This window comes from Holdemania massiliensis AP2, assembly GCF_000327285.1.
Lineage (GTDB): Bacteria > Bacillota_I > Bacilli_A > Erysipelotrichales > Erysipelotrichaceae > Holdemania > Holdemania massiliensis.
In genome coordinates this window covers 313,450-338,977 of the sequence record NZ_HE998568.1, presented here as the reverse complement: position 1 = coordinate 338,977, position 25,528 = coordinate 313,450, and the positions used below count along the sequence as shown (strand labels likewise).

General features: G+C 47.9%; 24 protein-coding genes and 1 pseudogene. 16 read left to right on the top strand and 9 right to left on the bottom strand.

Going from position 1 to position 25,528, the window contains the following annotated elements; all coding sequences use genetic code 11:
* Positions 1-4 precede the first annotated feature (4 nt).
* The 3 genes from BN162_RS18600 to BN162_RS09425 all read left to right on the top strand — a co-directional run bounded on the left by BN162_RS18600 (position 5) and on the right by BN162_RS09425 (position 3,092).
* Positions 5-343: a hypothetical protein gene (locus BN162_RS18600; protein ID WP_020224846.1), complete on the top strand. Its 339-nt coding sequence runs from the start codon at positions 5-7 to the stop codon at positions 341-343.
* Positions 344-798: 455 nt separating this feature from the next.
* A complete protein-coding gene (locus BN162_RS09430) occupies positions 799-1,431 on the top strand; it encodes a hypothetical protein (RefSeq protein WP_020224845.1) in 633 nt (210 codons plus the stop codon).
* A gap of 368 nt (positions 1,432-1,799) precedes the next feature.
* On the top strand, positions 1,800-3,092 hold the full coding sequence (locus BN162_RS09425) for an ATP-binding protein (RefSeq protein ID WP_020224844.1): 1,293 nt from the start codon (positions 1,800-1,802) through the stop codon (positions 3,090-3,092).
* A 34-nt stretch (positions 3,093-3,126) separates the two neighbouring features.
* On the opposite strand, the gene BN162_RS09420 is transcribed toward BN162_RS09425, so the two are convergent.
* On the bottom strand, positions 3,127-4,050 hold the full coding sequence (locus BN162_RS09420) for a LysR family transcriptional regulator (RefSeq protein ID WP_020224843.1): 924 nt from the start codon (positions 4,048-4,050) through the stop codon (positions 3,127-3,129).
* Between the two features lie 134 nt (positions 4,051-4,184).
* Here BN162_RS09420 and BN162_RS09415 point away from each other — a divergent pair, with 134 nt between their 5' ends.
* From BN162_RS09415 to BN162_RS09380, 8 genes are all read left to right on the top strand, one after another.
* Positions 4,185-5,576, top strand: a complete 1,392-nt coding sequence (locus BN162_RS09415) for an MATE family efflux transporter (protein ID WP_020224842.1) — start codon at positions 4,185-4,187, stop codon at positions 5,574-5,576.
* 42 nt (positions 5,577-5,618) lie between these two features.
* Positions 5,619-7,622, top strand: coding sequence for a BglG family transcription antiterminator (locus tag BN162_RS09410; protein WP_020224841.1), 2,004 nt, complete (start codon positions 5,619-5,621; stop codon positions 7,620-7,622).
* A 241-nt stretch (positions 7,623-7,863) separates the two neighbouring features.
* Positions 7,864-8,355: a PTS sugar transporter subunit IIB gene (locus BN162_RS09405; RefSeq protein WP_020224840.1), complete on the top strand. Its 492-nt coding sequence runs from the start codon at positions 7,864-7,866 to the stop codon at positions 8,353-8,355.
* A 15-nt stretch (positions 8,356-8,370) separates the two neighbouring features.
* Positions 8,371-9,165 (top strand): PTS mannose/fructose/sorbose/N-acetylgalactosamine transporter subunit IIC, encoded by a 795-nt coding sequence (locus BN162_RS09400; RefSeq protein ID WP_020224839.1) that lies wholly within the window; start codon positions 8,371-8,373, stop codon positions 9,163-9,165.
* Positions 9,165-9,980, top strand: coding sequence for a PTS system mannose/fructose/sorbose family transporter subunit IID (locus BN162_RS09395; protein ID WP_020224838.1), 816 nt, complete (start codon positions 9,165-9,167; stop codon positions 9,978-9,980). Before BN162_RS09400 ends, BN162_RS09395 begins: the two co-directional genes overlap by 1 nt.
* A gap of 259 nt (positions 9,981-10,239) precedes the next feature.
* Positions 10,240-11,454: an N-acetylglucosamine-6-phosphate deacetylase gene (locus tag BN162_RS09390; protein ID WP_020224837.1), complete on the top strand. Its 1,215-nt coding sequence runs from the start codon at positions 10,240-10,242 to the stop codon at positions 11,452-11,454.
* Positions 11,451-12,626 carry an N-acetylglucosamine-6-phosphate deacetylase gene (locus BN162_RS09385; protein ID WP_020224836.1) on the top strand — a complete coding sequence of 392 codons (1,176 nt, stop codon included), beginning with the start codon at positions 11,451-11,453 and terminating at the stop codon, positions 12,624-12,626. Before BN162_RS09390 ends, BN162_RS09385 begins: the two co-directional genes overlap by 4 nt.
* Before the next feature lie 12 nt (positions 12,627-12,638).
* The gene (locus BN162_RS09380; protein WP_020224835.1) at positions 12,639-13,415 is read left to right on the top strand and encodes a ChbG/HpnK family deacetylase; all 777 of its coding nucleotides are present in this window, start codon (positions 12,639-12,641) and stop codon (positions 13,413-13,415) included.
* Between the two features lie 134 nt (positions 13,416-13,549).
* Here BN162_RS09380 and BN162_RS09375 read toward each other — a convergent pair whose 3' ends face one another.
* From BN162_RS09375 to BN162_RS09360, 4 genes are all read right to left on the bottom strand, one after another.
* Complete coding sequence (locus BN162_RS09375; protein ID WP_020224834.1) at positions 13,550-13,816, bottom strand: helix-turn-helix domain-containing protein; 267 nt, start codon at positions 13,814-13,816, stop codon at positions 13,550-13,552.
* A gap of 415 nt (positions 13,817-14,231) precedes the next feature.
* A complete protein-coding gene (locus BN162_RS09370) occupies positions 14,232-15,365 on the bottom strand; it encodes a DUF6348 family protein (RefSeq protein ID WP_020224833.1) in 1,134 nt (377 codons plus the stop codon).
* A gap of 196 nt (positions 15,366-15,561) precedes the next feature.
* The gene (locus BN162_RS17920) at positions 15,562-16,866 is read right to left on the bottom strand and encodes an AlbA family DNA-binding domain-containing protein (protein WP_020224832.1); all 1,305 of its coding nucleotides are present in this window, start codon (positions 16,864-16,866) and stop codon (positions 15,562-15,564) included.
* A 96-nt stretch (positions 16,867-16,962) separates the two neighbouring features.
* Positions 16,963-17,229 carry a helix-turn-helix domain-containing protein gene (locus tag BN162_RS09360; protein WP_020224831.1) on the bottom strand — a complete coding sequence of 89 codons (267 nt, stop codon included), beginning with the start codon at positions 17,227-17,229 and terminating at the stop codon, positions 16,963-16,965.
* A gap of 278 nt (positions 17,230-17,507) precedes the next feature.
* Between BN162_RS09360 and BN162_RS09355 the strand changes: the two genes are divergently transcribed.
* Both BN162_RS09355 and BN162_RS09350 read left to right on the top strand, forming a co-directional pair.
* Positions 17,508-17,990, top strand: a complete 483-nt coding sequence (locus BN162_RS09355) for a hypothetical protein (protein ID WP_147612167.1) — start codon at positions 17,508-17,510, stop codon at positions 17,988-17,990.
* A 148-nt stretch (positions 17,991-18,138) separates the two neighbouring features.
* Positions 18,139-19,239 (top strand): hypothetical protein, encoded by a 1,101-nt coding sequence (locus tag BN162_RS09350; protein WP_020224829.1) that lies wholly within the window; start codon positions 18,139-18,141, stop codon positions 19,237-19,239.
* Positions 19,240-19,995: 756 nt separating this feature from the next.
* On the opposite strand, the gene BN162_RS09340 is transcribed toward BN162_RS09350, so the two are convergent.
* Together BN162_RS09340 and BN162_RS09335 are read right to left on the bottom strand one after the other, a co-directional pair.
* Positions 19,996-21,750 carry a M3 family oligoendopeptidase gene (locus BN162_RS09340; RefSeq protein ID WP_020224827.1) on the bottom strand — a complete coding sequence of 585 codons (1,755 nt, stop codon included), beginning with the start codon at positions 21,748-21,750 and terminating at the stop codon, positions 19,996-19,998.
* Between the two features lie 3 nt (positions 21,751-21,753).
* On the bottom strand, positions 21,754-22,203 hold the full coding sequence (locus tag BN162_RS09335) for a VanZ family protein (RefSeq protein WP_020224826.1): 450 nt from the start codon (positions 22,201-22,203) through the stop codon (positions 21,754-21,756).
* A 103-nt stretch (positions 22,204-22,306) separates the two neighbouring features.
* On the opposite strand from BN162_RS09335, the gene BN162_RS09330 reads away from it, so the two are divergent.
* Complete coding sequence (locus tag BN162_RS09330) at positions 22,307-23,152, top strand: YitT family protein (RefSeq protein WP_040451909.1); 846 nt, start codon at positions 22,307-22,309, stop codon at positions 23,150-23,152.
* A 217-nt stretch (positions 23,153-23,369) separates the two neighbouring features.
* On the opposite strand, the gene BN162_RS19160 is transcribed toward BN162_RS09330, so the two are convergent.
* A complete protein-coding gene (locus BN162_RS19160) occupies positions 23,370-23,501 on the bottom strand; it encodes a hypothetical protein (protein ID WP_020224824.1) in 132 nt (43 codons plus the stop codon).
* A 12-nt stretch (positions 23,502-23,513) separates the two neighbouring features.
* The gene (locus BN162_RS09325; RefSeq protein ID WP_020224823.1) at positions 23,514-24,152 is read right to left on the bottom strand and encodes a hypothetical protein; all 639 of its coding nucleotides are present in this window, start codon (positions 24,150-24,152) and stop codon (positions 23,514-23,516) included.
* Positions 24,153-24,579: 427 nt separating this feature from the next.
* On the opposite strand from BN162_RS09325, the gene ftsE reads away from it, so the two are divergent.
* Complete coding sequence (gene ftsE / locus BN162_RS09320; RefSeq protein WP_020224822.1) at positions 24,580-25,269, top strand: cell division ATP-binding protein FtsE; 690 nt, start codon at positions 24,580-24,582, stop codon at positions 25,267-25,269.
* Positions 25,262-25,528: pseudogene (locus tag BN162_RS18760) on the top strand (permease-like cell division protein FtsX); the annotation flags it as partial. The gene ftsE and the pseudogene BN162_RS18760, both read left to right, overlap by 8 nt.

Genomic DNA, 25,528 nt, shown 5'->3' with positions numbered 1-25,528 from the left:
AGGAATGAAGTATTTTATAACCGAAGCTGAGAGAAAAGAATTGCATAGCACATGCCTTTTTGAGTTTCAAAAAGGCACCTACCACGACAGATATTGGTGCGAAGATTCTATATGTCTTCACGCAGACATTTTTGACGAACTAAAGCTATTTGAGCTTTTCCATACGGCCCTTCCGCATTTCGACTACTATGGGAGAACGGAAGTTCATCCAGAAAATTGGGAAGTGCTTTTGTTGCTATCTCATAATTATGGGGACGAAAAGGAAGCTGCTATTTTAGAACTTGAATCGTGGGTTGAGAATTGTTTTAAAGTTGAAAATGCTTTTACAATTTGTGGGATATAATGTTTTGTCTTCAGATAAAATTTTACAGTTGTTGCAGATGTTTTCTTTTAATTCATCAGGTTGAAGTTCCAATTCTGTTAAACACATCCCAGCCACACCATACTTCCAAATTCAGGTGTTATAAGTTGAGTATTTCTTACTATCGTACCTATTCCCGCAGCCTGGGCTGCATGTTTCTGTGAGATAATAGATCTCCATCTTTGGGTTTTTGTATCCATTAAACTTGAATTTCCTATATTGGTTTAAAGTATTTAGTGAACATAAAAAAACGTTGAAATCAATTTACAATTGTTTAGAAAAGAATGATAAATTATATATCACTAAAGAGTTAATTTTCTAAAAATTATCTTCATGTGATATAAGTTTAAGGTAGTTTGTAAATTTAAATAATGTTTAGAGGTTTCCTTAATATAGGATGGGAATTATTATCCATAATCAAATAGGGAGAATGAAGTGTGAAAAGAGTTAGAGAATTCTTTTATAATCATGGATGGTCTTATTATCAAGTTCGCAATCTGACGGTGGCTCCCCTGTGTTTTTTGTTATTTATTCTAGCGACATACGGTTTTACTTCAATTACCCAGAATCAGTCTTTCAGTGAAGAATCACCACAGGTAATTCCTCTTTCAGATTTTGGTTTGATGGATGAAATTGTAGAAAGGGAACGTAGTTGGATTGATGGACTGGGTAATCAACGTTATGAATGTATTCTTCGGGGAGTGGATCCGGATACAAATTACAATATCAGATTGAATATTAATGTGGTTGATTATCAAGAAGAGATTAATCCAGTCATTGGATATCTTCGCGAGATGGGAATCAGTGTTAATCAAAATTCTTTTCGATTAAAGGATCTTAAAAATTACCTTGAAGATATGAATGAACTAGATGCTGATCAGTGGAAATCAGAAATGGCTTATTCCAGTTTGACTTTTGACATTGAACTATCCGCCTATGGGAATCCAAATAATACGATATATTTGCTTTCTGGAAATAGAGCTGTGGTTTTTCGATATTATGATAATATCGAAATAACCCAGGATTTAGTTGACTGCATCGTTTCTATCTATGATTTGGATATAAAATGAACAGTAGCGGATTTTTATGAGCAACCCTAATCAAGTCATGCTTATTTTAGATCGAATGAGGAAGAGGATTCAAAATCTATCTATGAGAGGAATAAACATCCTGGAATGTCCGAAAGCCTTAAATTGTCCAATAATTAGAATTTATGTACACATACCTATAATTTTATTGTCGCGGTAGAATTAAAGTGAACCTTTGAAGTTTGTACAGCCAAATGAAAGAGGGTTCTTTTTATAATGATAACCAAATGATGAAAAATGTGTTTTGTTTTCATATAAACAATAAGAAAAATGTGTGATTCTATTAATGAAATCTCAGAAAAATGTGTTAAACTAATTATGGACCATAAAGAAGGATGGTGATTCAAATTATGAAAAGAAATGCATTACAAGATTTAATAAACTGGAAAGCCAGTGAGGAGCGCAAACCGATGGTATTGAAAGGAGCGCGGCAGGCGGGAAAGACATGGCTGATGAGAGAATTTGGTCAAAGCTGCTACCAGAACTATGTCTACTTTAACTTTGACGAAGAAGATGACTTAAAATCTATCTTTGAGATGAATAAAAATCCCCATCGCATCATTGAACTATTATCTTTAATAGCGAATAAGAAAATACTTCCAGCTGAAACTTTGATTATCTTTGATGAGATTCAGGAATGTCCGGAAGCCTTGAATACACTCAAATATTTCAAAGAAAAAGCGAATGAATATCACGTCATTGCAGCTGGCAGTCTGCTTGGCACACTTTTAGCCCAGCCAAAGTCTTATCCGGTTGGCATGGTGAATCTGCTGGAAATAAATCCGCTTGCTTTTGATGAGTTCCTTGAAGCCACTGATCCTGCGCTTTATGCCTATTACAGTAATATTCAAAAGAATCAACAGATCGAAGAAATATTCCATCATCGTTTACTTGAAGCCTACAATGATTATCTCATCATCGGCGGAATGCCGGAATGCGTTTCTTCATGGATAAAATATAAGGATCCTGCTAGAATAAGCCAGATCCAAAAAGAGTTGATCGAAGTTTATGAAAATGACTTTTCAAAGCACAATGGCAAGGTTAACAGCGGCCGGATTCTCATGGTTTTTCGCAGCATTGTTTCGCAGCTAGCGAAGTCAAATGAAAAGTTTATGTATGGAGCTGTCCGTCAAGGAGGCAGAGCACGGGACTTTGAAAAAGCGATCGAATGGCTTGTATCAGCAGGTATGTTGAATCGGGTTTACAATGTCTCGAAAATGGAGCATCCTTTAACTGCGTTTGATAGGCTGGATCAATTTAAACTTTTTGTGTTTGATACAGGACTTCTTAAACAGATGGCAGGGATTGACAACAGTGCCATTCTGCTGAAAGCAGACTACCAGTTTAAGGGACCCTTAACCGAGAATTTTGTCTTGCAGCAGCTGAAGGGACAATTTGGGGTTGAGCCGCGTTACTTTTCGGATAAGAACAGTGAGATTGATTTTGCGCTTCAATATGGAACGGAAATTATTCCTGTTGAGGTAAAAGGGGGAGAAGACAAGTCTGCACCTTCGTTTAAGAGGTACATTGCTGAACATCAACCTGAATATGCGATTCGTTACTCTAAGCGCGGATATAGAAAAGATGGTAAAATGATCAATCTTCCCCTATATCTGGCTCGAAAAACCATTGACTTACTCTGATCTCAAAAGCCGGGTGTAGAAAATAAGCAGGGCATCATTCCTTTTCGCTCAGCTGTCCCCGCACCAGATCAATGAACCCCCGGGCATAATCCGGCAGGTACACGCCTTTGCGGTAAGCCGCGGCATAGTGCGTCAACGTCCGCTCGCGGCCGACAGAAAAACAACGCGGGGCAGGCTGGTAAGCCTGCAGCTCTACCGCGTGAATATCCCGAGTGAAGGAACAACCATAACCAGCGACGGTGAGCGCCATGGAAACGTCGATATTCTGAATTTCCAAAATGACGTTGGGCGTCATGTTGTAATCATGAAATAACTGATCGGTTATCTGACGGGTGCGCTGATCCTTTTTCTGCAGGATGAACAGCCGGTCTTTCAACAAGCTGAGATCCAGCCAAGGATAACGGCAGCCTGGCCGGGGCTCGGCTTGATTGATCAGCGGATCCTGCGGCGGCAGCAGCAACATCAGCTCTTCAATGCGGATGATTTCCGTCACCAGCTCGCGGCGGCGCACTGGCAGGGAAAAGAAAGCCAGATCCAGTTCGCCCCGGATTAAGTTTTCCTCCAGCTTTGGCGGATCCTTTTCCTCTATGATCAGCTTGACGTGCGGATACCGCTGAGTAAAGGCCGGAAGAACCTTGGGCAGCAGAGAAAAGCTGCGGAAGATTGAAAGCCCGATGCGCAGCTGTCCGCGGTGATTCTGAGCGATATCCTGCATTTCCTCATCCAGCTGTTTTTTCAGAAATAAGATTTCCTGAGCTCGTTCGATATACTTTTCGCCCGCGTAGGTCGGAACCAGCCGGTTGCCCAGACGACAAAACAACGGCTGCCCCACACTGCTTTCCAACCGCTGCAGAAAGCGTGTCAGAGCCGGCTGGGTTAAATACAATTCCTGAGCTGCCTTGGTGATGCTTTCATTGCGGGCTAAGGCTAAGACATACGTCAATTCTTTAAAATCCATACGCTTGTTCCTTTCGCTTGTTTTATGATTATTACATCAAGTAATAATCATTATAAAATGAATGAATTTGTGGAATCCTGAATTCCATTATACAATAAGACAGTCAGAAAAACTTACAAGAAGAGGAGAAAAGTATGGGGAAACTTGAATCACAGGAAGAAAAATATAAAACAATGACGGAAAAACCAGTGTCCAGTCTGATTTGCCGCCTGGCGGTGCCGACGATTATCAGTATGTTGGTCACCTCTTTTTACAACATGGCCGATACATTCTTCGTCGCCCGGATCGGAACCAGCGCGACCGCGGCGGTTGGCGTTTCATTTGCGTTAATGGCGATCATCCAGGCGTTCGGCTTTTTCTGCGGTCACGGATCAGGGAATTTCATCTCCCGCAAGATGGGCCAGCATCGGTTTGACGAAGCCCAGCAGATGGCGGCCACCGGCTTTTTCACAGCCTTGATGCTAGGCACAGTCATTCTGGTGCTGGGTGAGATCTTCATCGATCCGCTGTGCCGGATTTTAGGCGCGACGGAAACCATTCTGCCGTATGCCCGTCAGTACCTGCGCTTAATCCTGATCGGCGCACCGTATATGACAGCTTCGCTGGTCTTGAACAATCAGCTGCGGTTTCAGGGCAGCGCCTTCTATGCGATGATCGGGATCGCTTCCGGAGCAGTACTGAACATCGCGCTGGATCCGCTGTTCATCTTCGTTTTTGACATGGGTGTCAGCGGGGCAGCGCTGGCGACGATCATCAGTCAGCTGGTCGGCTTTGTTTTGCTTTTAAGAGGAACGACGCAGGGCGGCAATCTGCGGATTCGCCTGCGCAACATCACGTTCTCCAAATATTACTATTCACAGATCATCAACGGCGGCATGCCGTCGCTGTGCCGGCAGGGCTTAGGCAGCGTGGCGACGATCTGTCTGAACCTGATGGCCGGGCCGTATGGCGACGCGGCGATTGCGGCGATGTCGGTAGTTGGGCGCGTGATGAATCTGGCGGCTTCGGTGGTGACCGGCTTCGGCCAGGGATTTCAGCCGGTATGCGGCTTCAACTACGGCGCGTTTTTGTATGACCGGGTAAAGGAAGGCTTCTGGTTCTGCGTCAAAGTCGCGACGGTGATTCTGATCCTGTTGTCGGTGACAGGGTATCTTTTTGCCCCGCAGGTGATTCAGCTGTTTTCCAAAAACGATCCGCAGGTCATCGCGATTGGGACGCAGGCTTTGCGCTGGCAATGTTTGACCTTCCCGTTATGCGGCTGGATTACGGTTTGCAACATGATGCTGCAGACGATTGGGAAATCGTTCAGGGCTTCGCTATTGGCGATGTCGCGGCAGGGATTGTTCTTTATTCCGGCGGTGCTGCTTTTGCCGGCTTTGATCGGGATTCAGGGCGTTGAAATTGCCCAGCCGATTGCCGATGTGTGCAGCTTCATCCTGGCGATCCCGCTGCAGCTCAGCGTGCTGCATGAGATGACGGTGAAACAGCGTGAAGCGGCGGCGGATCAAACGGCCGTAGAAGGTTGATTGATCAACGGCAGCACGTTTGCCAATAAAGGGGGAAATAGGATGGCGGTAGTCAAGAACCGGCTGTTGTTAATGCTCTATCTTCTGGACAACAGCGATCAGCCGTTGAAGGCCCGGCAGTTAGCCGCAATGGCGGGGGTCAGCGAACGGACGGTAAAAAACGATATGGCCGAGCTGCGCGAACTGGCGATGGCCAGCGGCGTTGAAATTCTGACCCGCAAGGGCAAGGGCTATCAGCTGCAGGTGCTTGAACCCCAGCTGTACGAGCCGGTCCGGGAACAGCTTCAAATCCGTTTCAGCACGATGAATTACACCAAGAGTGAAACAGTTACCCGGACCAACGATATCGTCCGCCGGCTGATCGTCGCGCAGAATTATCTGACCTTTGACGCGATCTCCGATCAGTTGTTTTTATCCCGCCGCACGCTGCAAAGTCAGCTGCGGGATGTCCGGCAATGTCTGGAGGCCTTTGGCCTGACACTGCGCTCCCGGCCGAAATACGGCGTCAAGGTGATCGGCGATGAATTCCAGCGCCGGCTGTGCATGCTGGAACTCTACGAGATCCATTACTACAAAGCGATCTCCTTTCTGAACTATGACGAATATGTCCAGTATTTTGATGTTGACGATACCGAGCGCAACGATATCCGGCATATTTTTCTGCGTGTGCTGCGGGAAAGCGGGATCGCTCTCAGCGATACCTACACCAACCGCATCGCCTGGTATCTGGTTTTGATGCGCAACCGCATTCAGGCGGGATTTACGATCACCATGGAAGAAGCGAAAATGGCCTATCTGCGCACCTTTGAAGAAGCCCGGATTGCCGCGGATATCGTCGCGGCGCTGCAGGCGAGCTATGCGGGCTTTGATTTGCCCGAGGCTGAGGTGCTGGCGCTGGAAACCCTGCTGCTTTGCTGGAATGATCCGCTTGACAGTCCGCAGCTGAGTCAGCGCTATCCCGGCTGCTTTGAACTGGCGAAGGAGCTGGCCGGGAAGATTGCGGAAGGCCTGAAAACAAGCTGGGGTGTTGATTTTGCCGCGCTCCCTGACTATGACCGGCTGATGATTCCCGGTTTGATTCCGCTGTTATTCTGTGATTCCTTGAATTTCCGTTATCCGATTCTCGGCTCCCATGTCGACAACAACGGAATCCGTTATTCCCCAGTGAGCGAAGCACTGGCGGTTAGTGCTGCCCAGATTTTGGAAAAGCAGCTGGACGTTCCGATCCCCGATATGGAAATCAACATGCTTGCGGTGCGCTTCTTTGCCCTGATCGACGGCGTTCCTTACCCTTATAAAAAACGCCGGGTTCTGATTTGCAGCCGCAATGGCCGGGTGGCTTCGGAAATTATCCGCAACCGGCTTTTCCGGCGGTTTCGTGATCGTTGGTTTGAAACGGTCGACATCTATGAATTCTATGAAGTCCGCGGGCTCAACCAGGAAGACTATGACTGCCTGCTGCTGAACTTTCCTTCCTACAGCTACCGCTATACGATTCCCTATTTGGTGATCAATCAGATCCCGGATTCCGGTGAGCTCAATCAGTTTTTTAATCAGGTGGTGATGGACGGCTATCAGCTGCAGCCGATTCTTGATCAGTTTGGATGGGATACGGCCAGTTTTTATCCAGAATTTCTTTATGACGGCAAGGAAGCCTTTATCCATTTGATCAGCTATAAAAACGGCCGGGATTATTACGCCGTGCAGAAAATGGAGGAGGAACTGACACGGGTGCGGGATTTCCGCGTTGTGCATCAGACGGTCATCATCGTCCAAAGCCGCCAATACACCCGCCGCAACAGTTTTGAAATCTACCGTCTGGCCAAACCTGGAGCCTGGGAAAAGAAAGAGATCCGCTATCTCATCTATGTGACGGCCGATTTTGCATCGGGGCTGCAAAGTTTGCGGTTTCTTGAACAGGCGGCCCATCAGCTGGCGGTCAACCAGCAGGAGATTGACAATCTGTTGAAAACCCAGGATCTGAGCTTGTTAATCAATACGGTCAAGCTGTGTCTGCAGGCCGGCGGGAATCTCATCGACTCATAAAAATTAAACAATGCGAAAAAAATTACCTCTGATCAAGGGCAAATGACGAACATTGCCCTTTTTTTATCCTTATTTTCCATGAGGTAATTCACACTGAAAGCGCTTATAATCCAAGTGTAAAGATAAACGCGCGCTTATTTCAACAAATCCGCAGAAAGTCTACAGGACTTTTTCCGGATTTCCGCTAGCAGAACAGTCCGGGCAAAGATCGCCACTTTCAAAGGACGTGAGGAGGGGTTTCATGATCAAAATGTTTCGTATCGACGAGCGGCTGATTCACGGTCAGATCGCCATCAAATGGTCACGGCATACCGGCGTCGATCACATCGTCGTTGGCAATGATGCGGCCGCCAACAGTCCAATTATCCAAAAAAGCTTGAAAATGGCGGCGCCGGCCGGAATTAAGACCGCTATCCGCAGCGTTGATGACGCGATTGCCTTGCTGAAGGATCCGCGCTGCGAAGCGATGAAGATTCTGATGCTGGTCAACAGTCCGGAGGATGCTGAACGGGTTGTGGCTGCAGTCCCAGGTATTCCATTCATCAACATCGGCAACTATGGGCGGATTGCGCCGGAGAAGCCGGGCATGCCGCGCAAGCGTTACGGCAATAACATCTATTGCGACGAAGTGGAAGTGGAAAGCTTCAAACATCTGATCGCAACCGGCCTGAAATGTATTTACCAGACAACGCCGGAGGAACCGGCAGAAGACATTACCAACCTGTTTAAATAAGAGGAGGAAAAAAGGATGATTCAAAGTGCGTTATTAGTCATGCTTGCATGGCTGATCGTCAACGGCGTCGACCGCGTGATGTCGTGGCAGACCTTCGCCCGTCCAATCGTGACGGCGGCGATTACCGGCTTAGTATTAGGGGATCTGACAACCGGTGTCATCATGGGCGCTTCGCTGGAAGCGATCTTCATGGGGATTTCGGCCATCGGCGGTTCGGTGCCGGCGGATGCCTGCTCCGCTTCGATCATTGCGGTAGCGATGACGATTCTGACTGGCGTGGATACGGAAACCGGCTTGGCGTTAGCGATGCCGATCGGCACGCTGATGGCGACGGTCGGTGAAATGTATAAACCAGTGCTGGCTTCGCTGGCTCCGTATTGGGAGCATTTAGCGGCGACTGGCAACATGAAGAGCTTCCGGATCCAGACCATTCTGTGCGGTCTGTTCGTTGACCGTCTGCCGCAGACGATCATTCTGTTTCTGGCTGTCGCCTTCGGCGTTGAAGGCCTGCAGAGTGTCATCGGCGGTCTGCCGGCTTGGGTGATGAGCGGTCTGTCCGCAGCCTCCGGAATGATGACTGGCGTCGGCTTCGCGATTTTGACCTCGATGATTTGGGACAAGGAAATCGGCGGTTTCTTCTTCGTCGGCTTCGTTCTGTCCAAATATCTGGGCTTGGGTCAGCTGCCAATCGCAATTATCATGGCGGTTGTTGCAATCATGTACTTCTATAACGATAAAAAACTGCTGGATGCGAAAACGGCGAACGCGGCCGCAGCCAGCGCAGGCAATAATGAGGAGGATTTCTTCTGATGGCAAAAATGGAATTGTCCCAACAGGAAAAGAAAACGCTGAAATCCATGTTCTGGAATTCCGGACTGGTCTTCTGCGGCTTCAATATGGTAAAAATGGAAGGCAATGCCTTCACCTGCACCATGGCTCCGGCGATCGATGAACTTTACAGCGATCCGGAAGAACGCAAGGCCGCTTTGGTTCGTCACAACAACTTCTTCAACACGCACGCTGTACTGTTCAGTTTTATCGCGGGTCTGGCGTATGCGCTGGAACGTGAAAAAGTAACTAAGGGCAGCGTCGATGATGATACGATTGAAAATATCAAAGTCGCTTTGATGGGCCCGACGGCCGGCATCGGCGACGCCTTCTTCTTCAACTGCGTGCGCGTTATTGCAGCCGGTATCGGCATCGGCTTATGCGCGGAAGGCAATCTGTTAGGTGTTTTGATCTTCGTGCTGCTTTACGGCGGTTCACAGGTTGTCGCTCGTTGGTATCTGCTGAAAATCGGCTACACGATGGGAACTTCCTTCATCGACTCGATCTTCTCCTCTGGCTTGATGACTTCACTGACCAAGGCCGCGGCAATCTTGGGCTTAAGCATGGTCGGTGCAATGGTCGCTTCCATGGTCAATGTCAAATTGGCTTGGACGATCCAGGTCGGACAGACCTCGGTCGTCGTGCTCGATGTTGTCAACTCGATCATGCCGGGCATCCTGTCCGTCGGTTTGGTTTTCGGACTCGTTGCATTAATCAAAAAGGGCGTTCGTCCGGTTACGCTGGTTCTGGGAATTCTCGTTCTCAGTGTAGCGCTGGCGTTCTTCGGAATCTTCTAAGCAAGAAGGAAGGGCTGTCAGCGCAGCCCTTTTGCTTTGCGGTTTAGGCTTCTCTGATTCGATAAGAATCAGTGAGGATTCTTTCACCTCTATCGATGGGAAGAGGAATCACTAAAAATAAAATGAATGGCGGTGGCGGACGGAGACAAATCGGTATCCCCTACATGAAGTGAATCACCGCATCGAAAGAGGGGGCGTATTCTGTTCCATGATCGAGCAAGGATTGGTACAACATAATAGAAAAATAAAGGAGAAACAGATGGAAACAATTTTAAAAAGCGAACTCATTCTCTGGAACGGCCAGTGGCAGTCTGGGGCGATGATCATCGAGGATGGACGGCTGAGTGGGTTTACCACCGACCCTAAGCGGATGGCCGGCGCCGTGGATTATGGAAATCAGCGGATTATTCCGGGAATTTTCGATACCCATAACCATGGGACGCACGGATATGGGCTGTCGGGACAGGTCAGTGAGGATCCGGCGGTTCAGAAACCAACCATTCGGCATTATCTTAAAGGCCTGGCTTCCCAGGGGGTCACCAGCATTTTCCCAACCTGTGCGGTGGGGATGATCCGCAGCGTCAGCGAAGTGGCAGACGAGGAAAATGAAGGTGCGGATATCGTGGGGATTCACAGCGAAGGGCCATGGCTGAACCGCGTTGGGGAAAAGGGAATCAAAACCGGCTGGCCGGAAGTATCTCTGGATACCGCGAAGCAGATGGTTGCCGATGGTCAGGGAAAGCTGAAGCTGGTCGCGCTGGCACCGGAAATTCCGGGGATTGATCCGATCATTGAGTATTTCCTGTCGCAAGGCGTGACACTGGCTTATGCGCACAGTGACTGCACATATGAAGAAGCCATGGCTGCTTATGCTAAGGGCATTACCGTAGCGACGCATACCGGCAATGTCATGACCGGGCTCCATCATCGCGATATCGGCGGCTTGGGTGCTTCGCTGAATAATGAAAATGTGGAATGTGAAGTGATCTGCGACGGCCTGCATATCAGCCTGGAAATGCTCAAGTTATATTTCAAGCTAAAAGATCCGTCACGTTTCATGATGATTTCGGATTGTTCTGGGATGGCCGGGGCGCCGATTGGGCAATACAAGGGCTGGCATCCAGGCATGATCATTTCGATTACGCCGGAAGGCTTCTGCCTCAGCGATACCGGACGGCTGTGCGGCAGCTCCAAGCCGGTGCTCTACGGCATCGGCAATCTGGTCGAAAAGCTGGGCATGCCGATGAGTACAGTCAGCCGCATGGCTTCGCTCAATCCGGCTAAAAAATACGGACTGGCTGACCGCAAGGGTTCGCTGGAAATCGGCAAGGATGCCGACTGCGTCGTCATTACTGACGATTATCAGGCCGTAGCGACGTATGTACGCGGACGTAAGGTCTATGACTGCGAGCAGGACACTGATCTGTTCAATCCTGAATTCTATCGGGAAATGAAAGTGGAGGATCAGGCATGAGCACCGTTCTGCGCTCCCGCCGCATCGTCACGGAGAACGGCATCGTTGATGGCGTGATTGAAATTAACGAGGGTAAAATTGTCCGTATCGGTCCGGCTGAGGGACCAATTGATCTGGATTTTGAAGATCAGCGGATCATTCCGGGCATCATTGATATCCACAATCATGGCTTCGGCGGCTGGTCGATGACCGATCCGGCCACATGCCGGGATGTTCAGGGTTTTGCCAAAGCGGTGGCTTCGGTCGGGGTGACCGGCGTGCTGCCGACAGCCAAAGAGGAAGCTTTCGAAGCGATTGCCGACTGTACGGATATTCCATTGGAGGGCGCTTGGATTTACGGAGTTCATTCAGAAGGTCCGTTCTGGGCGCGCGGGGGAGAAAATACCGTGGGTGAAGATTACCCGCTGCCGGATGTGGAGGAAGCCCAGCGGCTGATTGACAAGGCCAAGGGCAAAATGGTGATGATGGCGATTGCGCCGGAGCTGCCGAAAGCCTATGATGTCATCCGTCTGCTTCATGAAAATGGGATTAAAGTCGCTTCCGCTCACACCAAGGCTTATTCTGAGGATATCCGCAAAGCGATGCAGGAAGTTGGATTGGATATCGTTACCCATCTGTGCAACGGCATGCGCGGTATTCATCACCGCAATGTCGGAGCGTTAGGGCAATATTTGCTGGAAGACAATCTGCGTTATGAACTGATCACGGATTTAAACCATGTCTGCAAAGAGATGATTCAGATCTGCCTGAAAATGCAGCCGGTGGAGAAGTTCTGTCTGATCTCGGATTCTAATTATATTGCGGGGCTGCCGACCGGGCATTACATGCGCTATAACAAAGAGATGATCGCGGACGAAAAGGGCCTGATCCTGGATCTGCATGGACGGATCTGCGGCAGCGGCAAGTGGGTGCTGTATAACATCGGCCAGCTGGTCAATGTCGTAGGCGTATCGCTGGAAGACGCGGTGCGCATGGCTTCGCTCAATCCTGCCAAGTTCTTGGGCATTGATCAGCGGACGGGCTCTCTGACGGAGGGCAAGCAGGCTGATCTGGCCGTGATTGACGATCAGTATCAATGCTTGATGACAATGGTTGAAGGCCGGATTGTCTATGACCGCAATCAGGACAAGGATGTCTTCAATCCGGAAGCGATGAAGCGGAAGATCGCATAATCAGGACGAAATATGAAACGCTGTATTATCAAAGCCGATGATTACGGCTTCACCGAAGCGATCAGCTTGGGAATTTTGAAAGCCTATCGCGATGGAATTGTGCGCAGCACAGCCGTGATGGTCAACATGCCGGCAGCTTCTGCGTCCCTGGAGTGGATAAAGGAAGTTCCAGGTTTGTGCCTGGGACTGCATATCAATATCGTCGTAGGCCGGCCTGCCGCCGATCCATCCGTAGTTCCCGGATTAATCGACGAACAGGGGATTTTCCACAGTTCCAAGTTCTGCCGTGCCGCTCTGGCCGCCGGACAGGATCCGGTTGTGAGTAAAGATCAAGCATTGGCCGAAGTCGAAGCGCAGATACGCCGGTTTATCGCGCTGACCGGCAGACTGCCGGAGTATCTGGAAGGACATGCCATTCGTTCCCGGAACTTGTTGGAAGCGATGGCTGAGCTGGCCAAACGTTATGATCTGCCGCATTTGTCCTACCTGGAAAATCAGGATCATAAGCTGATTCAGCGGCCGCAGCGCGCGAACGCCATCTATTCCTTGTATGAACAGGGCGTGGAGCCGGCTGATTATTTCTTGCAGAATCACAGCGGGATTGCGGATCTGCCGCTGTCGTTAGTCACGCTGCATCCTGGTTATCTTGACCGTTCAATTTATCGGATGTCGTCTTTTACTGAAGTGCGGATCAAGGATCTGGAAGCCGCGACTTCACCGCAGGTTAAAACCTGGTTTGCCCAACAGGAAATTGAATTGATTTCCTTCCGTGATATTACAAAGTATTAACTGAAAAAACGGCTTCGCAGAAAGCCGTTTTTTTCATGAAGTCTGAGCGCAGGTCGTTCCCTGCCTCATTTTGTCTGAAGCAGACGGATCTGCCGCGAAGGCAGAAATTCATCCGGGAACAGGTAAGGAATTTCTTATGGTTTGTCATCAAGTTCTTCAATATCCGGACGGACGTGTTTGATCTTCAAGCTGTCGCCGGCCAGTTCGTCTAAAGAAACTTCCAAGGCATTGGCAATGTCTGTCAGTTTGGGCAGACTGAGCTTGGTAGAGGCGTTTTCCACATTGCTCAGATGCGGGATGGAGAGGCCGGCAGCCTCGGCGAGTTGTTCCTGTGTCATTTGCCGATGCCTGCGGATTGTGCGGATGCGCTTGCCTAAGGCGGCATAATTGACGTGATTCATAAATATTCACTTCCTTCGCGATTATTGTAGCGGGAATTGAACAAAAAGGTAATAAGCTGGGTAAATAAATAACAGATTTAATATTTAATTTTTAAGCTTTTTTACAAGACTTTTTCAACGAGCTTCCAAAAGTGTAAAAAGTAAGTGGATAATTCATTTTAAACAACGATGTAAATTTAATAGTGCAACAATTATTTTTATAATTATTATGATTCATTGCCTTGTTTAAAAAGAATGTAATCATTATTGAAGATAATTACTGAAATTAGAGTGGAGTGGAAAATCAAGGGATAAGAGGTTTAGAAATTATTAAATTCTTGAATGCGCTGCATGTTGAAAGGATTAAAATAAAGTTTGATTAAATCTGATTTAAGATTAAAAAGTCTGCCAGCGATGGCAGACTGTAAGCCTCAAATCAGAATAACTTAAACCGGTTTGAAACAGGAAACTGCAGAGTAACCGGGTGATCTTTCAGCGCTTCCCCTTTCTGCTTCCGGGAATGAACTTCGGCATACAGCGAACTGAGGCTGATCAGCTGCCGGAACAGCTCGTTATCAAAGTCTTCGTTCTTAAACCCTTCGTAGACTGCTTCCTTCATCCATTCCACCGCAGTCAGCTGGAAGATTGTCACCGAAGTTGTCTGATCGGGCGTATGTAAGGAAAGATGCTCGTCGATCGGCAGCTCAGGAAAGGCATTTTCAGCACAGATTTCCGGCAGAAAGAAACGGAACTGCTCAGCCAGGGAAACATCATTGAGATCCCGGCTCAGAATTTCCGTATAACGATTGAGTTTTTCTTCAGTATCGCAGGCCTGAAACAGACGCATGGCTTGGGTTGTCATGGTGTGGATCTGAGCTTTTGTATACGGGAACAAAGCGGCCTGCGTTCTGTCCTGTTCAAGCAGGAAAATCTGCCTGCGGGAAACAAATTCGCTGTTATCCCATGTTTGGACCACCGCGGCGATGGCTTCGCTCAAAAAGCGGCAGACAACACCGTTGACCCGGCATTCCGCATTGACGCTGCCATCCGCCTGGCGGGCGCCGTAAACTTGGATGACTGTGATTTTCCGACTGCCGAGAACCTGCGGAAGCAAGCCTTTGAGCGCGTTCCAGTAATCCAGCCGATGATCGGTGCTCAGAGGCTGACCCATGCCGATGACTTCACTTTGGATGCAGTTCCATTTGCGTTCTTTTCCACCGAACTCGGTTGTCAGCTGCAGAACTGATTCGTAGCGCATTAACGTGATGACGGCCGCCATCATGCCGAATAAAAAGCTGGCCGCAGCCGATCCGATTGCCTGATCCGGATCCTTCCCTGCTCCGCTGCAGCGCTCAACCAGCGTTTCGTCAAAGCGGGGACAGTCGAGTTCAAACGTACAAACCGCCATCACCCGCTCATCTAAACTGTCAATCTGGGCACGAACGCACAAATCCCAGCGGGGAAAGACAAGCTGATCGGCTTCTATCCGATTGGCTTCCATGCTGGCGCAGACTGTACTCAGCTGCTGCAGCAGGCGGGCATTTTCTCTTTTTAATTCTTGATTATTCATAGCTTCACTCCTCAACTTTTCTATTGTAGCGCCGCAGGGGGAATTTCCGCAACAAAAATAGACCAAACCTGACTTTTATCAGACCCAAGACATTGAGCTTTTTTAGGAGGAAGGTCTGCGAGGAGCCCAATCAGAAAGTAAAGTGAAAGGAAGCTGCCGGGATTCTCATCAGCCAAAGAAGCTTCGGCAAAGGATTCTATGCTTTCAGCCGGAAGTCTTGACTTTCCGGGTCTTGTTCGATCAGATCCTGCTGCATTAATTCCTGGAGTAAAGTTTCAGTTTGACCGGAGGTCAGACGAAGCTGGGTTTGGATATACTGCGGGCTTGCCTGAATTTCCGTGGTGATCAGATCCAATACCCGCTGCTGGAGTGTCTGCCGCTTTTGAAGCCTGCGTGAAACCGGCAAGCGGAACAGCACTTCATGGCGCTGCTGATGAGCGGTAAGCTGCGGGGCCGACCAGCCCTTTTGCTTCCAGATCGCTTCAATCCGCAATAGACCTGTGCCCTGACCATCAGCGGCTTTGATGAAGTGAAACATCTGATACAAAACCGGATTGGCGGGGAGCGTCCGGCGGGTGAGCTGACCGCTGTTGACGATCTGAATCTCCTGATCGTTTTCACGGATCTCAATCTGCGGATGATCTTGATAATCAGCGTGAGCCAATGCGTTGACCAGCGCTTCATTAATTCCCCAGGCGATTTCCTCAGGATGCTGACTTTGAACCTGGCGACGGGCAGACAAGTAAAAGTCGCAGCAGTTTTCTTCCTGCTGATGGCCGCTTAGCTGATTGTTCAGGGAAAGACCGGGAAAGATACGATGCAGCACTTCTTCGCTGCCAAACATCAACAATCCCGCCAGCGTTGGCCGCAGACTTCCGTCATTCGCAAAATAAACGGCGTTGATCTGAAGCAGAAAACTAAGCTCCGAAATCGTGTTCCAGACCGAATCCGGCTGAATCTTACAGAAATACTCCCGATAGGTCTGGATCGAAGAAGCTTTTAGATCGCTTAACGTGGCGGAAATTACCGGTCTTCCATCCGGCAGTTCGCGGAACCGATTTTCCATCATTGTCTGAACTTCACTGATCTGACAGCGATAATCTCCTTCGCCACCGCGTCGATAGGTTCCGGAAAATGGTGAAGCACCCAGATAAACCGGTTTTTCACAGGCCAGTGCCCGTGGAACTTCAATCACAACGATCCAATGATCCTGAACTTTGACAACCTGAACCTGATCACGCTGAAGCAGATTGACACTGACTAATTCAGGATTGGTTACGATCTGCCAGAACTGATCAGCCAGCTTCTGCGGATCACTCAGCGCCACGGTCTGAAAATATTTCTCCGGTGTTTCAATGACGCCTAAAAGCAGGACACCGCCGACGGTATTGGCAAAGGCGGAGTAGGTTTCCCATAAGCTATGCGGCAGTCCGCCCTGGGCTTTCTTGGCTTCCAGCCGGTTGTTTTCCTGATAACGTGTAAGCTGCGCCAATTCGATCATGAAGATCCCCGCCTTTCTTTTCTCTCTTTACTGTAGTCTATTCCCAACGGGATTTCCAGTATTCCTTTCAGAAAAGAAAACAAAAAAGGACGGCGATTAAAATTCGGCGTCCGAATGAGCATTTTGTGAGGATGGCGGTTCTTGACTGTTTGGGGATTCGGGAAGATCCGGCTGATATTCCATAATATCTTCCACGCGGCAATGCAGCACTTGACATAAGCGATCAATCGTCAGCACCGTGACGTTGGCGTTCTTCTTCATCCGAACCAGCTGGGATTTACTAATGCCGTAATCCTTGATCAGCTTATATCGGGATATATTGTTGTCGGCCAGCGTTTTCCACAAACGATCGAAAACTATCATGACTAAAACACCCCATCTCTCTTTGCATTTTAGCGTGAACGCGATATAATTTATAGGTACTATATATGAACCTTATTTTTATTCTTTCCTCATTTTCCCCAAGTATTCAAATCTGGCAAAAGCGAATCCTAAGGCAAAAGTAACCGCATGGCTTTCGTAAAAAAGAATGGAAGCCGGAAAGTGATTATGATAAAATTAACTCAAAAGAATTAATGATTTCTGATCTAACGGATTTGGATTCGACCGGTTTGATGATCAGGGGATGGGGGAGATTTTAAGTGAGAGAAGTAGTAAAAAAGCAAAAGCGTGACGGAAAGCAATATGCCGCACAGGAAGCGGCATGGATGAAAGCGTTGATCAGCGTCAGTGATCAGTCCTTCTTAACCAGCGTATTGGCTTATGTTAAACAGAAACAGCTGTTTCTGCAGCGCAAGACAGTCTGGCTGAAACAAAGAAACCGCAGCGAGGCCGCGGAATTTGAAGCGTTGCTGCAGCTTTTAAACGCTGTGCAAAGCCGGCTGGAAACGCATATCTGTCTGCTGGAACAGAACGCTACGGCTAGCCGGCTTGGCCGTCAATTTTGCCGCCGCTGCCAAGAGCGTTCCCTGAATCTGCGTCAGCTTTCTGAATGTTCTTATTTTACGCTTTCCGATCTGATCCGAATTGAACGCGGAGATTATGAAATGCTTGACAGTCTGGATATCGAACATCTGATCGAACTGGCCGGATTGAACAGTTTGGAAGAGCTGATGCAGGATTAGACACGAAAGAGTTGGACAGCGAAGCAGGCGAAAATTCTAGGCTGAAAGCCGATTTTCAACTTTGGTTTCCCATGAAGATTAGATATAATAAAAGAAAACAAGTTTAAGTGATGACAACAATACCCGTTTTGGAACAGGAATAACAAAGATGATAAAAAAATTTTGGGAATGGATTTTAACTTTATTTCAACCGAAGTCCCATACGGAAATAGAACAAGGGACACCGGATTACCGTCAAACCTGGTTTGAACAATGCGAACCGGGCTTTTTGGTCTGGGCGCGGATGCCGCTGTCTGAGGAAGAACTGGCAAAGATTGATCCTGCTCATCAGATCCGGCCGTATCTGATTCTGGCAAAAAACGCGACCGAGCTGACGGTTAAAGCCTGTTCATCAGGACCCTATGCCAATCTGCGCGAATATCAGACCGTGATGCTGGAAAAAGATCACCCGCTGAATAAGCAGACTTACATCGATCTGAAGCATAATTATACTTTGACGGCGGAACTGCTTCAAAACAAACCACTTCCCGTAGAGCGGCATGACTTGCGGCGCATCCAGAAGCATCTGGTGCTGGTCTTTCAGCTGGATCATATTTATCACCCCTATCTTGCGGTGGGTCTGCTTTGGGAAAAAGGCGATATTCTTGAAATTGACCATGTTCTTTGGTATATGCAGGAGTTTATCCCTGGAAAGCTGAGCTTAATCCGTTTGTATCGAAAATACCGTTCGTATATGGAGGATGCCGGCTGGAATCTGTTTTTCTGCGGCGGCCGGGCGTACTTCGCCGATTTTGCCCATCCGGTTGTCTTTCAGGGTAAAACCCGACTGGAACTGGTGCATAGGGCGGCGGCGCATGAAATTGAATATGCGGATTATTGCATCAGTCAGGCCAAAACGCTGCATATCCGCTGGGTTCCTGGGGTGATCATGAAGCGGAATACCGAGGTTTACATCGTGCTGACACGGACATTCCAAGGCTGGAACTGTCTGGAATGGAATCACAATAAGAAAAAATGGCGAAGCAAATGGATTCGGGATTTTAACGGCATGGAATATGCCGGTCGAGTTCGGCGGCTTAAGCTGCGTTCCTTAATCGCTTCCTTGATGAAGTTGGGGCTTTTCCTGTTAGAGGAAATGGATCCGGAGCTGCTTGACTATCTGGGCGGCAAGGATCAGGATTGGGAAACATTGCAGCGTGAGGCGGATGAGCGAATCTTGATCAGGGGCATTAACCGCTTCGCCGCCTGAGCTAAAAAACGTGTTTGCTACGAATTTGGAGCGGATCGGGATGAAGTTTTTTTTAGTCCGCTTGGAAACAAAATTGTTTCAGTATGTCAAAATTTTTGTTACACGAGTACCTAGATAAATATTATAAAGCTTATGATAGGTTTTTAATCAATTTTGAATGATTTTCAAAACAGCAGTAAACCATAGGAAAAGAAAGTATAATTTATAAAAACATAAAGCATACTGTGCTAAAATATTTACAGGAGGGAAATGCGGCTTGTAGGGTTTTAGCCGAGCGATATTCAATGGTTACTTTAAGAAAACAGATTAAAAAGTGCTTGAATGAAGATGCTGATTTTGTTTTTAAAAACCAAGTAATACAGGTGAATGATAGTCAAAGAAGCAGATTGAAATTATTCCTTTATGGTGAAAGATCTGTTGTTATCATCGGTTTGTCGATATTCTTGATCATAATGAAATTCATACAAATGGATATCATCGTTCAGTTGTTGCTCTATACTTGTTTATGTTGCATCCTATATAGGATTTACTGGCTTCTTTGTCAAGTGTATTTAACACATTATTTTAGAAAATGGCAAGCGAAGGAAAAAGCGGAGTAAATTTTGTCTCGTTCTAAGAATAAAGCTTTAACTCCTTATGCCCATTGAGGTAACGATTTACGCGATGTCATCAACCTAAAAAGAAAATCCGTTTCATCTGTTAATCTGAGGATCGGCAGACGAAGCGGATTTTTGTTCGGAACGATTTCGGTGAAGTTTATTTTGTGGAAAGGGCGATGAATTCGTCGATCATGTTTTCCACAATCTTCAGCGAATCACGCCAGAAGTCCGGCTTGGTGATGTCGATATCCGCCATCGCGGCAACTTCCTCGACACTGCTGATCGTTGTGGCTTCCAGCAGTCGGTTGTACTTGTCAACGAAAGCCGGGCCTTCCTTCTGATATTGAGCATAGAGGCCCTTGGCAAATAAGCAGCCGAAGGCGTAAGGGAAATTGTAGAAGTTTAAGCCGGCATCGTAATAGTGACTCTTGCAGATCCACATATACGGATGCAGCTGATCATGATCCAGACCTGTGCCGTAAGCTTTCTTCTGAGCTCTGAGCATGATGTCTTCCAGATCGTCGCTGAACAGGAAGCCTTCCTTCCGCTTTTCCACCACTTCTGTTTCAAACAGATAGCGGGAATAAATATCGCAGATGACCTGCGTGACATCCTGCAGCGTGCTTTCGATCAGCATCATCTTTTCTTCATCATTGGCGGCGTCACGGATTGCGGCGTTCATGATGACCGTTTCATTAAAGGTAGATGCCGTTTCAGCCACTGGCATCGAATACCGGGTGTTCAGCGGGCTGTGATTTTCGATCCGGTGACCATGGTAGGCATGGCCTAATTCATGCGCCAACGTTACGACATCGCTCAGCGAGCCGTCGAAGTTGGTCAGCACCCGGCTCTGCTTTAACATCGGCAGATTGCAGCAGAAGGCGCCGCCGACCTTTCCCTTGCGCGGGAAGAAGTCGATCCATTCCTCATCGAAGGCGCGTTCGATAATTCCGGCGACATCCTTGGAAAATGGCGTGAAGTTCTGAATTAAATAAGCCTTGGCTTCCTCAACCGTGAAGGTCCGGGTACTTTCTCCCATCAGAGCGAACAGTTCATAAAACGGCAGGCCGTGGGTATAGCCAAGCACCTCGGCTTTGTGGCGCAGATAGGCGTGAAAATGCGGCAGCGCCTCATCAATCGCCGTAAACATGGCATCCAAAGTGGCCTTGCTCATGCGGGAATTGAACAGTGTCATATCCAGGACGGAATCAAAATGGCGCAGTTCGCAGACCGTGTTGGCTTCACCCTTGATGGAGTTGAGTGCGAAGCAGACCGCGTCCTTGATTTTATCGTAGGCCTGCAATTCCGCTTCATAGGCTTTTTTGCGAACCTCTGGTTCCGTGCTGTAGGCGAGATTGCGGATCGAAGACAGCGTGTAATCCTGGCCGTCCATCGTTACCGCCACCGTAGAGGTCATATATTCCTGCAGCTGGGCCCAGGCGTTGGAACCGTTCAGCTCCATCTTGCCGATCGCATCCTCGACCTCATCGCTCAGCGTATGAGCGCCGTGACTGCGGATTTCCTGCAGCCAGAAGGCGTGCTGCTGAAAACACGGATCACTGGAAATCAGTGCATCCAGATCCTGTGCCGCGATCCACTTCTGAAACCGTGTAGACGCCAAAGCCGACTGACTGGCTTTGATCTGAAAGCGGGAATTCATCGACACCGTTTCCTGATCGGCGGTGTTGGCGGACTGACGCAGCGATAAATAAGCGCCCAGCCGACGAGTCAGCGTCTGATAGGTGGACAGCTGTTCAATGATCGCCTTCAATGTGGATTTTGGATCCTTTGAACCCAGCGTTTCCGCCAGCGTGTTCATTTCGGCAATCCGGGTGTCTAAAGCCGCGAAATCCTGCTGGAAGGCTTCGCTGTCATAACCGGTGTAGAGGTCGTTTAAATTCCATTCGTTCATCCTTTAATCCTCCTGTTTTTTCCTGTTGCTTAAAATCATCAGCACGGCGATCACCAACATCATGCCGACGGCCATTCCGGCGCTGTCGATCAGCATATCCCGCAGCTCGCAGCTGCGCCCGGAAGAAAACCGCTGCAGATTTTCGTCCAGCACCGGAATGATGAAAAACGGCAGCAGTGCAACCTTGCCTTTCATCCATGACCAGGGCTGGAGGCGATAAGCCAAGCCGATCAGAACGCCCAATAAAGCATATTCACTGAAATGCGCCAGCTTGCGGATGACAAAATTTAAAAAATCCGTTTCCGGATGCAGCCCGACCGTGTTTAAGACCGGCCGCACCCACTCGCTGACCGTTAAGCTCATGCCATTGGACGTTGAGGCGGAAGCAGCGGAATTGGAAAAAATAAAAATCACCATCAAACCGACTAAAATCCAACAACTTTTCTTTTTCATCCTCTGCTCCTTTCTGACTTCCTGTATTATAAACCAACTTTTCCAGTAAAGAAAGAACCATGATATAATGGAGCGTGAAGTGAAGGAGGAAACAGTTTTGGAAATGAAGAAAATGATTCGGGACCTGCCTTGGGTTCTGATTGGCAATTTTATGCTGGCGCTGGCGGTAGCGATGTTTATTCTGCCGTATAATATTCTTTCCGGCGGGGTTGCGGGTATCGCTGTCGCCTTGGAGCCGTTGTTTCATATTGATCCGACAATGATGGTCAATGCGCTGGTTTTAGGGATGTTTGTACTGGGAACTGTGTTTTTGGGGAAAAGCTTTGCGGTCAAGACGGTAATCAGTTCCCTGATCTATCCGGTATACCTGACGGTGATCACGCGCTTTGTTCCGATTCTTGAACTGGATCCCATGCTGGCATCGCTGTATGGCGGCCTGATAGGGGGATTAGGCATCGGCATGGTTTTGCGCACTGGAGCGAGTACCGGAGGCATGGATATACCGCCGCTGATCGTCAATAAATATACCGGCATCAAAATCTCCACGCTGGTTCTAATCACGGATGCGCTGACGGTGGGGCTGGGGTTATTTACCTATGGTCTGGAAGCGGTGCTGGTTGGCTTTATTTCCGTCTGGGGCACGTCGTTTGGGATTGATAAGATGCTGACGCTGGGCGGCGGCAACGCCAAGGCAGTGCAGATCATTTCCGAGGCTTATGTTCAGATCAACGCGGCTATTCAGTCCGAACTCGACCGGGGAACAACGCTGACCGATGCGACAGGCGGCTATACCGGCGCCCCGCGGAAGGTGATTCTGGTCGTTGTGGAAAAGAAGGAATATCCAAAGCTGCTGGAATTGGTCAATCGATTTGATAAAAATGCCTTTATGATCACCAGTGATGCCACGGATGTCCATGGTGAGGGGTTTAGCCTGGAATTTAAGGTATAGCTTTCCTGTTTTTGAGCGGGAAGGGATCAGGCTTTTACGCGAATTTGGGTGAAGTATAAACAATAAAAAAGAGGAACAGTGAAATGATACGTGCAGTGAACCGCATAATCTTACTGTTCCTTTTATTCTTGTCTTTAACGATATCCTTACCGAGTAGACTGTGTTTCTTTCTTTAATTTTGATTTTTCTGCCGTTGTTCCTCTTTATGCTTTTTTATTCAGGCTCTAATTTTTTCATCTTCTGCCTGTTTTTCTTCTTCCGTCTTAAATTTAGGGGGCTGTACATATCCACCAGCTTCCGCTGCCGCAATATCTAATTCATAGAATGCCTGCATCTCTTCTTTTGTCATTCCGCTGTCCTCCTATCTATAAATATTATACTGCTTTCGGATGTATTTATCTATCAGTTTCTGAGCTGCTAGTTCATCAATCGCCATGTTTTCTTTAGCTCCGAGAGAATGAATTCCAAGGGTTTTTGCGTAGTGATCCACCAGCTTTGTTTTCGCCGTCATCGTTACAATTCCATCATTGCCGTGCTTTTTACTTTCGTAACAAACTATTGCGAAGAGATGGCCTCCAATTCCTTTATATTTTCCTTCATGACTCACATTTATTGGATTAGATTCCACTAAAAAGACTATTGTAAAACCTTGTTCATGAGAAAAAGAAATCAATCCCTGAATGATGTCCTCTCCTTTTACACGTAATGCGAATAAGTTTTCACCTTCCGCTTTAGTCCAATCAAAGCGCCATCTTTCGCGTTTAAGCTTTCTTTGGAGAGTGGGTGTCATTTTAATCGGTCCAAATTCAGTTTCTACAGTTTCCCCAGTAGAGCGAACTTCCAGACAGTCAGTCAAGCCATCTATTTCGATATCCAATCCATTACAATAAACGCTATTTCTAAACGGGTCACTTTCGGATAAGGATCGTTTATTCTGAATTAACCCCTTGTGACTTCCGGCACGCTGCCATCGCGCCTGTTTTTCTCTGAAAATTTTCATGTTCTCCGCTTCCTTTCCCAATTTTTTAATCCAATGTTCCCTTTCACAGAATTGAATCATCCATTTCCGGTAATTAATATCCGCTATGATTCTTATTGCGCTTTTTCGATAAAACTCCCTATCCTTTTCGCATTTTTCATCATTTCATCACAATTTACACATCACGCTGGGTATTTTTTCTCATCTCCTCCCGATGCAAAAAAGGGGCGTGTGCCCATGTGCCCATTTGAATGTGCCGTTTTATTTCTGTATTTTACGCTGTGCGGATATGCCTTTTGTTTAGCGATGTTCAAAGTGGATAAAGGGTTAGGCTCTGTCCGGTTATTAGAAAAGGACAGCTTCGGTTCAAAGGAGAGAATCCCTGTTATTTTTATTCTATATTGTAAGTTTAACCCATGTTATAATAGGAACAAATGAGGTGCGGAAAATGTTGGAATTAAAACATGTAGGGAAAACATATAAAAATGGTGTAAACGCCCTTTACAATATCAATTTAAAGATCGATCAGGGTGAGTTTGTCTATATCATCGGACCGACGGGGTCGGGAAAATCCACGCTGATCAAGCTGCTGGATGGAGAAGAAATTCCAACCAAAGGCAAGGTGGAGGTAACCGGGATCAATGTCGGAAAGCTGAAGCATTCCAAAGTCCCGCTGTACCGCCGCAATATCGGCGTTGTCTTTCAGGACTTCCGGCTGTTAGAGCGCAAAACCGTGTTTGAAAACATTGCGTTTGCCTTGGAAGTCATCAACGTGCCGAAGGAAAGAATCCGCAAACGGGTGCGGGAAGTCATGAATCTGGTCGGCTTGGATGATAAGGGCAGCTCTTTTCCGCAGGAACTCTCCGGCGGTCAGCAGCAGCGTGTGGCCATTGCCCGCGCGATTGCGAACAAGCCGAAGATCCTGATTGCGGACGAACCGACAGGAAATCTGGATCCGCAGAAGTCGGATGAAATCATGACGCTGCTGGAAAAGATCAACCGCGAAGAAAAAACGACGATCCTGATGGTAACGCACGATATCACGCTGGTGAACAAGCACCGCAAACGAACGATCGCCTTAGAGGCAGGACATATCGTAGCGGACATGAACGAGGGAGGATATATCAAACATGATTAGACGATTCTTTCGGCATATCCGCGAGGGCTTTTATGGCGTGGGACGGCATGCGGCGATGTCGGTATCGAGCGCCTCGGCGGTTACGATTACCTTATTGATTATCTCGATCTTTATGATTGTGACAGGCAATATGCAGGAGGTCACCAAGAACATCGAAGGTTCGGTGAAAATCTCGGCGTTTGTGGCTTATGATCATGAGGAACAAGGCCAGCTGGACATGCTTCAGGCGACGATCAAGAACCTGGAACATGTAGTGGGT

Excerpts from the sequence above, each read along its gene's own strand:
- BN162_RS18600 (WP_020224846.1), top strand. The coding sequence starts at position 5 with ATGAAGTATTTTATAACCGAAGCTGAGAGAAAAGAATTGCATAGCACA.
- BN162_RS09425 (WP_020224844.1), top strand. The coding sequence starts at position 1,800 with ATGAAAAGAAATGCATTACAAGATTTAATAAACTGGAAAGCCAGTGAG.
- BN162_RS09420 (WP_020224843.1), bottom strand. The coding sequence starts at position 4,050 with ATGGATTTTAAAGAATTGACGTATGTCTTAGCCTTAGCCCGCAATGAA.
- BN162_RS09415 (WP_020224842.1), top strand. The coding sequence starts at position 4,185 with ATGGGGAAACTTGAATCACAGGAAGAAAAATATAAAACAATGACGGAA.
- BN162_RS09410 (WP_020224841.1), top strand. The coding sequence starts at position 5,619 with ATGGCGGTAGTCAAGAACCGGCTGTTGTTAATGCTCTATCTTCTGGAC.
- BN162_RS09405 (WP_020224840.1), top strand. The coding sequence starts at position 7,864 with ATGATCAAAATGTTTCGTATCGACGAGCGGCTGATTCACGGTCAGATC.
- BN162_RS09400 (WP_020224839.1), top strand. The coding sequence starts at position 8,371 with ATGATTCAAAGTGCGTTATTAGTCATGCTTGCATGGCTGATCGTCAAC.
- BN162_RS09395 (WP_020224838.1), top strand. The coding sequence starts at position 9,165 with ATGGCAAAAATGGAATTGTCCCAACAGGAAAAGAAAACGCTGAAATCC.
- BN162_RS09390 (WP_020224837.1), top strand. The coding sequence starts at position 10,240 with ATGGAAACAATTTTAAAAAGCGAACTCATTCTCTGGAACGGCCAGTGG.
- BN162_RS09385 (WP_020224836.1), top strand. The coding sequence starts at position 11,451 with ATGAGCACCGTTCTGCGCTCCCGCCGCATCGTCACGGAGAACGGCATC.
- BN162_RS09380 (WP_020224835.1), top strand. The coding sequence starts at position 12,639 with ATGAAACGCTGTATTATCAAAGCCGATGATTACGGCTTCACCGAAGCG.
- BN162_RS09375 (WP_020224834.1), bottom strand. The coding sequence starts at position 13,816 with ATGAATCACGTCAATTATGCCGCCTTAGGCAAGCGCATCCGCACAATC.
- BN162_RS09370 (WP_020224833.1), bottom strand. The coding sequence starts at position 15,365 with ATGAATAATCAAGAATTAAAAAGAGAAAATGCCCGCCTGCTGCAGCAG.
- BN162_RS17920 (WP_020224832.1), bottom strand. The coding sequence starts at position 16,866 with ATGATCGAATTGGCGCAGCTTACACGTTATCAGGAAAACAACCGGCTG.
- BN162_RS09360 (WP_020224831.1), bottom strand. The coding sequence starts at position 17,229 with ATGATAGTTTTCGATCGTTTGTGGAAAACGCTGGCCGACAACAATATA.
- BN162_RS09350 (WP_020224829.1), top strand. The coding sequence starts at position 18,139 with ATGATAAAAAAATTTTGGGAATGGATTTTAACTTTATTTCAACCGAAG.
- BN162_RS09340 (WP_020224827.1), bottom strand. The coding sequence starts at position 21,750 with ATGAACGAATGGAATTTAAACGACCTCTACACCGGTTATGACAGCGAA.
- BN162_RS09335 (WP_020224826.1), bottom strand. The coding sequence starts at position 22,203 with ATGAAAAAGAAAAGTTGTTGGATTTTAGTCGGTTTGATGGTGATTTTT.
- BN162_RS09330 (WP_040451909.1), top strand. The coding sequence starts at position 22,307 with ATGAAGAAAATGATTCGGGACCTGCCTTGGGTTCTGATTGGCAATTTT.
- BN162_RS19160 (WP_020224824.1), bottom strand. The coding sequence starts at position 23,501 with ATGACAAAAGAAGAGATGCAGGCATTCTATGAATTAGATATTGCGGCA.
- BN162_RS09325 (WP_020224823.1), bottom strand. The coding sequence starts at position 24,152 with ATGAAAATTTTCAGAGAAAAACAGGCGCGATGGCAGCGTGCCGGAAGT.
- ftsE (WP_020224822.1), top strand. The coding sequence starts at position 24,580 with ATGTTGGAATTAAAACATGTAGGGAAAACATATAAAAATGGTGTAAAC.